Origin of the sequence: Arenibacter palladensis (genome assembly GCF_900129275.1) — a bacterium.
Taxonomy (GTDB): Bacteria; Bacteroidota; Bacteroidia; order Flavobacteriales; family Flavobacteriaceae; genus Arenibacter; species Arenibacter palladensis.
Genome location: NZ_FQUX01000005.1, coordinates 302307 through 314974, shown reverse-complemented (window position 1 = coordinate 314974; position 12668 = coordinate 302307). Strand labels below are relative to the sequence as shown.

The 12668-nt window shown below is 40.1% G+C and carries 9 protein-coding genes; 6 read left to right on the top strand and 3 right to left on the bottom strand.

The window, feature by feature from the left end; translation table 11 throughout:
• Positions 1-2: 2 nt before the first annotated feature.
• Both BUA60_RS15365 and BUA60_RS15360 read right to left on the bottom strand, forming a co-directional pair.
• Complete coding sequence (locus tag BUA60_RS15365; protein ID WP_072863170.1) at positions 3-1256, bottom strand: efflux RND transporter periplasmic adaptor subunit; 1254 nt, start codon at positions 1254-1256, stop codon at positions 3-5.
• Between the two features lie 4 nt (positions 1257-1260).
• On the bottom strand, positions 1261-2583 hold the full coding sequence (locus BUA60_RS15360) for a TolC family protein (protein ID WP_072863168.1): 1323 nt from the start codon (positions 2581-2583) through the stop codon (positions 1261-1263).
• A gap of 434 nt (positions 2584-3017) precedes the next feature.
• Between BUA60_RS15360 and BUA60_RS15355 the strand changes: the two genes are divergently transcribed.
• On the top strand, positions 3018-3980 hold the full coding sequence (locus BUA60_RS15355) for a 2-dehydro-3-deoxygalactonokinase (protein ID WP_084532619.1): 963 nt from the start codon (positions 3018-3020) through the stop codon (positions 3978-3980).
• Positions 3970-4605 (top strand): bifunctional 4-hydroxy-2-oxoglutarate aldolase/2-dehydro-3-deoxy-phosphogluconate aldolase, encoded by a 636-nt coding sequence (locus BUA60_RS15350; RefSeq protein ID WP_072863166.1) that lies wholly within the window; start codon positions 3970-3972, stop codon positions 4603-4605. Before BUA60_RS15355 ends, BUA60_RS15350 begins: the two co-directional genes overlap by 11 nt.
• Positions 4606-4667: 62 nt before the next feature.
• On the opposite strand, the gene BUA60_RS15345 is transcribed toward BUA60_RS15350, so the two are convergent.
• Positions 4668-5789 (bottom strand): T9SS type B sorting domain-containing protein, encoded by a 1122-nt coding sequence (locus BUA60_RS15345; RefSeq protein ID WP_072863164.1) that lies wholly within the window; start codon positions 5787-5789, stop codon positions 4668-4670.
• A gap of 151 nt (positions 5790-5940) precedes the next feature.
• On the opposite strand from BUA60_RS15345, the gene BUA60_RS15340 reads away from it, so the two are divergent.
• From BUA60_RS15340 to BUA60_RS15325, 4 genes are all read left to right on the top strand, one after another.
• Positions 5941-7131, top strand: a complete 1191-nt coding sequence (locus BUA60_RS15340; RefSeq protein ID WP_084532618.1) for a lactonase family protein — start codon at positions 5941-5943, stop codon at positions 7129-7131.
• Positions 7132-7322: 191 nt separating this feature from the next.
• Positions 7323-7928, top strand: a complete 606-nt coding sequence (locus tag BUA60_RS15335; RefSeq protein WP_072863162.1) for an RNA polymerase sigma-70 factor — start codon at positions 7323-7325, stop codon at positions 7926-7928.
• A gap of 74 nt (positions 7929-8002) precedes the next feature.
• The gene (locus BUA60_RS15330) at positions 8003-9133 is read left to right on the top strand and encodes a FecR family protein (protein WP_072863160.1); all 1131 of its coding nucleotides are present in this window, start codon (positions 8003-8005) and stop codon (positions 9131-9133) included.
• A 141-nt stretch (positions 9134-9274) separates the two neighbouring features.
• A complete protein-coding gene (locus BUA60_RS15325) occupies positions 9275-12664 on the top strand; it encodes a TonB-dependent receptor (RefSeq protein WP_218587929.1) in 3390 nt (1129 codons plus the stop codon).
• The last annotated feature ends 4 nt before the right edge of the window (positions 12665-12668 follow it).

The window sequence follows — 12668 nt, the reverse complement described above, 5'->3', positions numbered from 1 at the left end:
GTTTACTTTTTTTTATTTCCTCCTGGTCTTTGTGGCATAAACGGACTTTCGTTAGCACCTTCGGGCCCTGAAAGTTCTTGGTTGCTTTCAGATTTTAAACTGTATACCAATTGATCTCCCTCTTTAATGCCACTTAATATCTGTACGTTTACCCCATCACTGGCTCCCAAAGTGACTTTTTTAGGTGAAATGGCCCCATTTTCTCCAAGTACCCAAACCATACTGCTATTTTCATCCTCGGGCCTAGCTTGTCCTTTATTTTCACCTTCTGGTCTTGGCTGTCCTTTTGGGGGGTCAACGCTTAAATTTTGTTGTTCGTTGTAGGCCATCATCACTGGTGGCGTAGGTTTAAAATTAATGGCTTTGGCTTCGGCGGTCAAGACGTCCTTCAACTCCAAAGTATATATGGAAATGGTGGCTGTAAGACCTGGTTTTAGTTTTAGATCCGGATTATCAGCTTTTATGACTACCGTGTAGGTAACTACGTTTGAAGTTACTGTTGGATCCAAACGTATCTGGGTTACCGTTCCTTCAAAAGTTTCCCCTAGATAAGCATCCACGGTAAAAGTTACCCTTTGGCCGTCCTTGACTCCTCCTATATCGGCCTCATCAACATCTGCCTCCACCTGCATTTCCCTTAAATCCTGGGCAATGGTAAATAGGGTTGGGGTGCTAAAGCTCGCGGCCACCGTTTGTCCTTCGTCTATAGCCCTGGAAAGTACCACACCATCTATGGGCGAATAAATATCGGCATAGCTAAGATTTGTTCTGGCCTTTTCCAGGTCGGATAAGCGTTGGGTCACCGTGCCTTTTGCCGTTTCAAAATTGTATTGGGAATCATCAAAATCCGACTTACTGATCACCTGATTGTCATAAAGTGTTTTTTGTCGGTCGTAGATGGTCCGCATGTAGTTCCTTTGGCTCACTGCGTTGTCATAAGCTGCCTGTGCCTGTGTAAGTGCCGCCCTAAGGTTTGTTTTATCCAATTCGGCAATGAGCTGTCCTTCGGTGACCACACTGTTGTAATCCACATATATTTTTTCCACTACACCCGAGACTTGTGTTCCTACTTCCACTTGGGTAATGGGTTCTACGGTACCTGTAGCCGTTACCATGGTGGTAACGTCACCTTTTTTGGCCGCTATGGTCTTGGCTTCTATTACAGCACTGTTATCTTCTTTTATAAAGCTGTATGCTACAATAGCTAGTATTACTGATGCAAGGCTGCCTATTATGATTCTTTTTTTATTTTTCATTAGATTAGATTTTAATGTCGTTTCCCTGATAAAATTGTAGTAATTGGTTGTATAGCAGGCTAAGGTATTTGGCCTGGATATAATTCTGTTCCGTATTGGTATAGGTGTTCTGGCTTAGGATGAGGTCCGTAGTGCTCAGGGCACCCAATTCATATTGTTTTTGTGCCAGCCTAAAGGATTCTTTTGCCGCATTTCTGGCGATATCTGCCGCTTCCATTTCACTTTGGGAGGTAATGGCATTCTGCCAGGCTGTTTCTATTTTTTTGTATAGGTCTTTTTCTTCCTGGGCCAGTTCCAATTTGGCTTTGTCAATATTGATTTTTGCCGTTTGCACCTCAGATTTGGTCTTGTTCCTATTAAAAATGGGTACGTTTAAGGATAAACCCAATCTTTGGTTGAAATTCAGGTCCAATTGATCGGTGAAATTATAATCCTGGGTGGAGGTGTATCCAGAACCTAGGCTCCCCGTTAATGAGAGGGTGGGTAGGTAGCCTCCTTTGGCAATGTCCAAGTCTTTTTCGGAAAGTGAAACATTAATCTTTCCGGCATTTATTTCCGGAAGATTTTCCAAGGCTTCGGAATAGACTTCATTTAGGTCCGGTACAATGTCCAAGATAATTTCATCTGCATCCTCAATCTCAAAATTGGTGTTGGGAGGCAATTCCAATTGTTGTTTTAAATTTAATAGCTGTAGGGCATAATCGTTTTTTACATTTATAAGAAGGTACCGGTTTGTAGCGGTTTGGGACTGGGCATCGGTATATTCCTTTATGGCGATGGAACCGGCATCCAATCTGGCCTTGGCCCTCTCTTCTTCCTTTTGTGATACCTCAAGGTTATTTTCGGCGATCAATATATTCTCTTTGGCATATAGCAATTGAATATAACTTTCTGTAATGCTCAAAGTTATATTGTTCTTGGCCTCTTCTTCATAAAGGGAATATTGATCAATAAGCAGCTTTCCCTGTTTTATCTGATTGTTGATCTGGTTCCCCTGGAAAAGAGTTAACTGGGAGTTTAATCCAAGACTAGTGGAATTGATTTGTTGGGAAACAAAATCGCTCGTAATAGGGTCTATGGAATTCCCGTTCGTGAAATTCTGGGAGGCATTTCCACTTAAATTGGGCAATCTTAAAGACTTTGTTGCCAGATAGCTGGCTTCCGTAATGTTCTTGGACAATTCGGCTTGTTTTACACTTATGTTGTTCTCCAAAGCGTAGTCAATGCACGCTTCCAATGTCCAAATTTTCTGAACAGAATCAATCGGTGTTTGGCCTTGCGCAAACTGTATTGCAAAAAGAATTGTTAATATGATATATTTTTTCATGGATCTTAACCTTTCAAATGGAAATTCATGATAAATATCCCACTAAGGGCTCCTGGAATTAAATGAAATAGATTGAAACGCGGATTCCATATACCAATCCCCATATTTTATCGACGATTTTTTAGGTAAATGGTCTTACTTGTCTATATTTCAAGGATTTGAACTATAGCAGTAGAAATATAAAGTGAAGCCATCCGGGCAACAAAAAGTAAACATGGAAATTGTGCCAATACTTGCTAGGCTACCGATATATGTTTTAGCGATGAAAAAAAATAACGTATTTTTCGGGAATAATGGCATCTTTAGAACAACCCCTAGTTTCTGTTGGATATTTATTTGCCCTTCAAAGAATAGGGATAGATGATATTGAAGAGAGTTGATGGGTCATTGCAGGTTGCGATAACCGGAATAAAAAAAAGAGCAAGCAAAGCTTGATGATAAATATGGGGCTACCCGAAAAATTTATTAGTTGTGATTGGGGCACGTCCAATTTTAGGCTCCGTTTGGTGGAAACGCATTCCTTGAAGATCTTATCGGAAGTTAGGACCGATATGGGGATTAAAAAAAGTTATCATTCATACAAACAGCAAAAGAAACTATCCCAGCAGGCCTTTTTTGCCGATTATTTGTTGGCCCAATTGGAAAAGTTGGGTGTACAGGAAGCTGGAAAGGATTTTCTGGTGGCTTCGGGCATGTTGTCTTCTTCCATTGGCATGCGGGAATTGGATTATTGTAAATTCCCTATTTCCTTTACAGGAGAAGGTCTAATAAGCAATTTGATAGCTATGGGCCATGATTTGAACCTTCTTTTAGTTTCTGGGGCAAGGACCAATAATGATGTAATGCGGGGGGAAGAAATCCAGGCTATTGGGCTTTCGGATTATCTGCCAAAGAGTGGAAAGGGAATTCTTTTGTTGCCCGGAACACACAGCAAACACATCCAATTCAATGATGGGCGGTTTATGGATTTTACCACCTATATGACCGGGGAATTATTTGAGGTTATAGGCAAGCACAGTATTTTGTCGGCTTCCGTGGAGGAATCGCCATGGAGCCCTTTATATAAGGATGTCTTTTTGAAAGGGGTACAAAAAGGAGTTGACAACCAACAGATGGCATCTCTTTTTTCCATTAGAGCCAATAGTTTGATACATAAATCCTCCAACGTCGAAAACTATTATTTCCTTTCCGGGATGTTGATAGGCGCGGAGTTGTCCCATTTGAAAGGTAGAAGTGAAACGGTGTACCTTGCGGTAACGGGAATACAAAACGAATTGTACCAATTGGCTTTGAAATCGTTTCTGGACGAGACTAGAATCGTTTGTTTTGAGCCACAAATTATAGAAACGGCCCTACTGGTAGGGCAGCGTAAAATTTTGGAAACACATGTCAAATAAAGAAGCATTTTCTTGGGAGCTCTATAATAAGGCACCTATTGTGGGTATAGTAAGGGGGGTGTCCATGGACGTAATGCTGGATATTGCCAAGGCGTATTTGGGGGCGGGCTTTCATACCATAGAGATAACCATGAACACTCCGGGAGCTGGCCAAATGATAACCATGCTGCGGAGCGAATTTCAAGAACTTAATGTGGGTGCCGGTACGGTCTGCAATATGGAAGATTATGAAAAGGCCGTTGCTGCGGGAGCCCAGTTTATAGTTACCCCCATCATTGATGAGGTCGTTATTAAAACGGCAGTAGCACAAGGGATACCTATTTTTCCGGGAGCATACTCCCCAACGGAAATATATAAGGCATGGAGTTTAGGGGCATCAGCCGTAAAAATATTCCCGGCCACCCAGCTGGGGGTTCAATTTATTAAGGACATTGCGGCTCCGCTTAACAACATAAAGCTTTTGCCCACTGGCGGAGTTTCTTTGGAAAATATCAAATCTTTTTTTGAGGCGGGTGCTGTGGGCGTTGGAATGGGCAGCTCGCTATTTAATAAAAAGCTGATTCAAGAAGGTGATTTTGAAGGGCTTGCAAAGCATTTTACAAAAATTAAAGCAGCATTGTTATAGACGGCTAGATTGGATTCAAAGGGAGTCAAGGTTGGTCCATCTACCAATAAAGATTAGGCTGTTTACCTCTTCAAAGTAAAGTGTCCGCTTAAATTGGTATTATTCTCCAATTGTACCACAAACCAGTAATCCGAAGCCGGTAGTGGTGAACCGGCATAGTTCCCGTCCCAGCCTGGACTTTCCAATGTCAGTTGGTGCACTAATTTTCCATATCGGTTAAAGATGCGTACCTGTGATTTTGGGTTTACGGGAAGCTTAACCCTATCCAACTGCCAAAAATCATTTATGCCATCCCCGTTAGGAGTAAAGAACTTAGGATACAATCCGATATTTTCTTGGTTTTTACATATGTTGGGATCTAAGGTAATCCTGAAACTACTTTCTTCTTGGCACAGGCTGCTACCACCCAGGATATAAAGGAGTTGGTTCTTGGTAATTATATCACCAGCTTGGAGTTTGTTGCCAGTACCGTTGGTACCCGTATAATAATCATTATTGGCACTAAGTTGGGGTAGTGTATAGGCATTACAGACTAGCACGTCTTCCAAGAAATCTACCTCTGGAGGGTTTGCCAATAGAAGATTAAATGAGGTCTCCTTAAAACAACCTAATTCATCCGTTGCCCTAGCCCGGATGTAAAACTGATTGGAATTTGGACTGGGGTTTAATTGGTATAGGTCCAATTCATTGCCATCCTCATCATAATAGCTGACCAATAGGTCTTGTTGCCCTCCTATAAGTTCCTGCTCTATATTAGTAAAATCTGTACCAATGCCCCCAGTTTCACCATTTTCACTGTAGCAAACGGTAATATCCGGTATGGAATTGATATAGTGTCCACATTCCTGTATGGTGCTAAAGGACCATTTTGGGCAACCGCTGGCTATTTCCTTATCGTTGAATGGGATAATGGTTACATAGATGGTAGAATTGATTGGGAAAGAAATTTCCTCACTGTAATTTACCATATAGATCGTTTTGCTAAGGATGTCGTCTGAGGTGGGGGAAGTACCCAAAGTTAAAAGGTAGCCTGAGGCCAATGCAGTTTCCGTCCATGAAATACGGGTTGCAGCCGGAATATTGGTGGCACCGTTTTCCGGACTTACCATTTCAGGGCATTCAAGTTGCGCATAGGAGAACAGACCCCAAAGGGCTATGGTTATATAAAGCAACTTTTTTCTCATTCCGCATCGTTCAGGTTATACAAGATACTACAATTAGCCTGTTTTTTAAGGAACTATTGGGGCTTTTGTTTGCGAAATGCCACTTTATGAAATAAAAAGGACCAACTCTTTTTTAGATAGGTAGGTATTACTATATTTAAAATTCAATAAAATGAAAAAAATTGTTATGGGAAGATTCCAATTTAAAATGAATTTTGAATATACAGTGCTTCTGTTGGCAATGTCAATTTTGGTAGGCTGCAAAACTGAAGTAAAAAAGAATTCCTCTTCTGAAGTTTTATCTGAAAATCGGCAGACGAATAATGAAAAAGTAGTAGAGCTTTTGGTAGGTACTTTTGCCGAAGGGGATGATCAAGGAATTTATCAAGTCCATTTTAACCCTGAAACTGGGGAACTGTCCAATAGCCACCGTGTGGCTATAGAGAACAAGCCAGGTTATCTTTATCTTTCAAAAGATGGGAATAGGGTCTATTCTTCCAATGGCACCAAACCGGGGAGTGTATCGGCATTTCAATGGAACAAAGATAAAACTGCCCTGGACAAAGTGTCCAACCTTTCCAGTATGGGGGATGGAGCCTGCTATGTTGGGGTAAGTCCAGAGGAGCATCTTCTTGCGGCCGCTAATTATAGTTCCGGAAGTATTGTTCTATATCCCTTGGATGAAAATGGGGGTATGATAGATGACCCCCAAGGGATACAACATACCGGAAGCGGTCCGCATCCTAACCAAAATTCGGCCCACGCACACTGTGTACAATTTTCCCAAAACGGAAAATTCTTATATGCCGTAGATTTGGGTATTGACCAGATTTTGACCTATCCAATAAATTCGGAGAATAAATTGGGGAAAGCGCAAGTGGCTTTACAGCTGGATCCCGGGGACGGGCCAAGACACCTCGTATTTCATCCTACTGAAAATAAGGTATTTATTATAAATGAACTGTCCAGTACCGTTGTGTCGGCCACTGTGGATGAAGAGAACGGCGTATTTACTAAAATCGATAAAAAGAGTACCCTGCCAGATGATTATCAAGAACCAAATGCCTGTGCCGATATTCATATTAGCAAGGATGGCAAATTCCTATATGCTTCCAACAGGGGGCACAATAGTATAGCTGTTTATTCGGTATCCGAAAGCGGAGATCTAAAACTTCTCACCATAGAACCTGTGCAAGGGGATTGGCCACGTAATTTTGCCTTATCGCCAGATGGCAATTTTCTTTTGGTAGCCAACCAGAAATCGGATAACATTACTGTTTTTAAGGTAGATAGGCAGACCGGACTTCTTAAATATACCGGAAATCAGGTAAGCATTTCGCAACCAGTTTGTTTAAAATTCTAGATAGAACTCCTTCCAATTAAAGATGAGGATTCCATTTTAAAATTGGCAATAGGATCTGTCGGCATCACTTGATATTCAATTGTTAAATAAAAATATTTTATACGTATATTTTACATTTAACAAAAATTTGTATATTTAGCTGCTATATTGACAGATTCACACGTTTAATTTTGTGTAATTATTAATTTAAGATGGAGCAGGCTCAGTTAAGTTTGGCAGATTTTCGCTTCCTTCGATTTAAGGAGGGAGATCGGCGCGCTTTCGAGTACTATTTTAAAAAATATTACGACAGTATTGTTGGGTTTGGTATTCAATTTATAGGAGATCAGGACAAAGCAAGGAGTATTGCCCAGGACGCTTTCATAAAACTATGGGAGAATAGGGAAAAGGTCCAAAAGATAAATGGAATCCCATCCTTTCTTTATACCTCGGTAAAAACCGATTGCCTAAACTTAATAAGGCATAACAAGGTTGTTCGGAAATATGAATCCAAAAAATTGCACGAAAGGGAGATAAGCCTGAATACGGAAATATTGAACTCCTTAAATTTTGATTCCGTTACCTTTTCGGAATTACAAAGTCTTATTGAAAAGTCTATAGAGGAATTACCGGACAAATGTAAGTTGGTATTTGTAAAAAAGCGGTTTGAAAATAAAAAGAACAAAGAGATTGCGGATGAGCTAGGTATTACCCTCAAGGCTGTAGAGGCTAATATTACGCGAGCAACCAAATTCCTTAAATTAAGACTCTCCCATTACATATTAAATATATTTATTTATTGTTTTTTGCAGTTTTAGCAGAAAAAATCATAAATCAATGTAGGGTAAAGGACTTCTAAGGTGTACTAAGTTGGAACGATAAATTCCAGTTAATGGATCACCATTTAATTTCAAAGTATCTTTTGGGAAAAGCCACGGAAGAGGAGGTTGAACGAATCTTTCAATGGATAGATGCTTCCCCAGAGAATAAAAGAGTCTTTATTCAATTTAAAAAGGCTTGGGCCATGGGCGCCAAAAGCGATGAAGATAACCAGTTGGCATGGCGGGAATTGGAGTCTAAACTAGACAACAAGCCGAAGCCTGGGTTTTCAGGATTCATGATGTATGCCGCAATTCTAGTATTTCTTATAGGCATAGGGTATTTTTTTACACAACAAAAATCAAATTCCAATCTGCCGTCCATTGATAAAAATGCCATTACATTGGAATTGGGCAATGGAAATATCCAGATTATAACCGAAGATGGAGAAAGTACCATTGTTGACAAAAAAGGAAAGCTTGTTGGAATACAGAAAGGAAATGTTCTGAATTATAACAGTGTTACAAGTGACCTTGATTCTTCAAAACCTATATATAACGAATTGACCATTCCTTATGGAAAAACCTTTAAGTTGGTTCTGTCCGATGGCACAACCATTCATCTAAACGCAGGGAGCTCCATTAAATATCCGGTAAAATTTATTGAAGGTACCCAAAGAGAGGTATTCCTAAAAGGGGAAGCCTTTTTTGATGTTATCAAAAATGCAAACCATCCTTTTGTAGTAAATGTAAATGATTTAAATGTCAGGGTTTTGGGAACAAAATTCAATGTATCCTCCTATCCTGAAGACAGGAACATCAATACTGTTCTTGTAGAAGGATCTGTTGCACTGCACGATAAGGATGACACATACAATGCTTCAACGGCATTTCTATTGGAACCGGGTTATAAAGGGGAGTGGAACCCTGATTCCAAAGAAACGACCATGTCTAAAGTAGATACAAATGAATATACCAGCTGGATAGAAGGAAGGATGATCTTTAGAAATGCCCCCTTTAAAATCATTAGAAAAAAACTGGAAAGAAAATATAACGTCTCAATTAAAAACAATAATAAAATACTGGAAGAGAGGACCTACAATGCAGTTTTCGATATAGAAAGTATTGAACAGGTATTGCGGACCTTAAATGAAATATATTCAATTGAATATACTATAGACAAAAATGAAATAATAATTAACTAACTCAAACTAAACCAATATGAACTGATTTTTAAAGACTAGGTAGCATTTACTTTACAAAAAAACCAGAAAATGCTTGCGACATTTTCTGGCGGATTAAAGTGATTAAGAATTTTTATTAACCACCAAACGTATTACTAAATTATGAAAAAATTTAACAAACCACGGAATCGTAATGGTTGCCCATGGCGATTCGATTTAAAAATGAAATTAACTACACTTTTATTATTGGCTGCCCTATTTCAGGTAAATGCAAGTACCTACTCGCAAAATACCAAAATAGACCTGAACCTTAATAATGTTAAGGTGCATGAGGTACTTAATGAAATTGAAACTTTAACGGAATTCAAATTCTTTATGGACACCAAAGAGGTGGACCTCCAAAGGACGGTTTCAATTAAGGCAAAAAGAGAAACTGTTTCCAAGATCTTGGAGAAGATATTTCAAGGAACCAATATTGTTTTTAAGGTTTTGGATAAACAAATAGCTTTAAAACCAGGAGTCAAAAAAGAAATAGTAGATCAAAGTAGCGGCCCTGATATAGGATTGCAGCAGCCCACTATTTCCGGTACAGTTGTGGACAATGAAGGAACACCTCTACCTGGGGCCAATATTGTGGAAAAAGGAACCACTAATGGGGTTACTGCCGATTTTGATGGTAATTTTTCCATTGAGGTAGCAGCTGCCAACGCCACATTGGTAGTTTCCTATATTGGTTTTTCCACTATTGAAGTGCCTGTAGATGGGCAAACCAGCCTTAACATTACACTACAGGAAAGTGCCGCTGGCTTGGATGAAGTGGTGGTTGTTGGTTATGGTGTCCAAAAGAGAGTCAATGTAATTGGCTCCATATCGCAAGTTTCTTCCAAGGATATAGAGAATAGGCCTGTAACACAGGCTTCCCAAGCCATAACTGGGCAAATGCCGGGAGTTACGGTCATCCAAAGAACAGGTAGGCCAGGTCAGAGTGGAGGGGATATTAGTGTAAGAGGGGTAGGTTCCTTCGGTGCCACTCCCAATGCCCTTGTTTTGATAGATGGTATAGCTGGTACTTTAAATGATATAAATCCAGATGATATTGAATCCATATCCGTACTTAAAGATGCTTCCTCGGCGGCCATTTATGGCGCCAGATCTGCCAATGGGGTAATATTAATAACTACAAAAAGTGGCAGTAATAAAAAGTTTTCCGTTAGCTATAATAGTTATGTAGGCTTTAATGAAGCTACAGAGCTTCCTGAATTCGCCAACTCTTGGGAGTATGCTGAAATGTACAATATAGCGTCTGGAAGTAATAGTTTCAGTGCAGAGGACATTGAAAAATACAGGGCACAAAACGACCTTGATAATTATCCAAATACAAGATTTTTGGAAGATCTTTTTTCTAGAAATGGAATACAGACCTCCCACACCCTTACCGTAAATGGCGGGGATGAAAATAATAAATACTACGTGTCTGCCGGTATTTTGGACCAGCAGGGGATTGTGCCTAAAAACAGTTTTAACCGCTATAATTTTAGGATGAACCTTCAAAATAAATTGGGGAAAAAGTTTGAATTGAACTCAAGGTTTTTTGGCTCCTTGGAAGAGCGAAAAGAACCCCAGGCCACTGCAAATAAAGGAGGTGGATTTCTAGATCAACTTGTTCAGAATGCGGTGCGCTACCCAGCAACTTTTTTAGGAGTTGATTCCCAAGGCAATTATGGAATAGGACCTGAAAGTGGCGGAACACCTGTGGCATGGTTAGATTCCAAGTCTTATTTGACCAATCCCACAACAAAGGCTGGAGTTAATGTGAAATTGGATTGGAAACCTAATGAAGATCTGGTTTTTTCTGCAATTGGAGGATATAATTTTACGCTTTACGAGCAACGATCTTACTTGGCGTCGCAAAGACTTAACGAAGATGTTTTTTTAGGTCAGTCTTACCTTAATCAGCAAAGCGACAAAACCATTTTTAAGACCATGCAATTTACCGGGGAATATTCCAAGGAATTTGGCTCCCACGATTTTAGTTTATTGGCTGGATATTCTTTTGAAAATGAAGAGCTTTCCTTGTTTAATGGATATCGTCAGGATTTTGCGAGTAATGATTATACCGTTATGGATCTTGGTAGTGCCGAAAATCAGCAGTCTGGGGGTTATGATGCAGAATGGGCATTACAGTCTTTCTTTTCTCGATTAAAATACAGCATAAACCAAAAATATCTATTTGAGGCCACTATGCGCTATGATGGTTCCTCACGTTTTCCAGAAAATAACAAGTATGCCTTCTTCCCTTCTGCGGCGGTGGGCTGGCGTATTTCCCAAGAATCCTTCATGGAGGAAGTATCATGGGTATCCAATTTAAAATTAAAGGCATCTTGGGGTATATTGGGGAACCAAAATATAGGTAATTACCCTTATCAAACGGTTTTGGCCTCGGGAAGGGATTACTCCTTGGGGGGCGGACTCGCCACGGGTGCGGCATATGCCAATTACAAGGATGCCAATATTAAATGGGAATCCACTGAAACTACGGATATAGGTTTGGAAACCGGTTTTTTTGACGGTAAGTTAAACTTTAACCTGACCTATTTTAACAGAAATACCACAGATGTACTTTTTAAACCATCTGCAAGTGTTTCTTCCGTACTTGGGGTAGGCATCAGTGAAACCAATACCGGAGAGGTGAAAAATACTGGATGGGAATTTGACCTAGGCCATCGTGGGAATGCCGGGGATTTCGGATATTCGATCAATGCCAATTTTTCCATTATTAACAACGAGGTTATCACCTTGGGCCTTGGTAATGTAGAACAGCCCAATGGTTTTGTAGGTAATGGTTCCGACTTGTTTATAGGCTATCCTATGCAAATGTACTACGGCTATAAAGCCGATGGGGTATTTTTAAACGATGGGGAGGTAGACAGCTGGCCAGATATGTCAGCGGTGAATCCAACCGCCCAGGCAGGTGATTTTAGATATAAGGATATTAGCGGGCCAGATGGTGTGCCCGATGGTAAGGTAGATCCAACATATGACCGTACCTATCTTGGAAGTCGTATCCCTAAATATACTTTTGGCGCCAATCTTGGTTTTAATTATAAGAATTTCGACCTATCGGTTTTACTTCAGGGAACGGCAGAGGTAAAGGGCCAATTGACAGGTTATGCGGGTTATGCTTTCTTTAATCTAGGGAATATTCAAACTTGGCAAATGGACGGTAGGTTCGATCCCAACAACCCTGTACGTTACCCCGATTATCCTAGGCTGGAAGTGTTGACCAACAGTGGATCTGCAAATACGGAGACCTCGGATTACTGGGTAATTGATTCAGGATATTTGCGTGTAAAGAATATTCAATTGGGATATAATTTCCCAAATGCGTTGACCGATGTTATTGGGGTAGATAGTCTAAGGTTCTATTTAGGGGCAGAGAATCTGCATTCCTTTAATTCCTATAGAAAGGGTTGGGATCCAGAAATAATTGGGGGTGGAGCATATTACCCTATATTAACCACATACACTTTTGGTTTAAATCTAAAATTCTAAGATC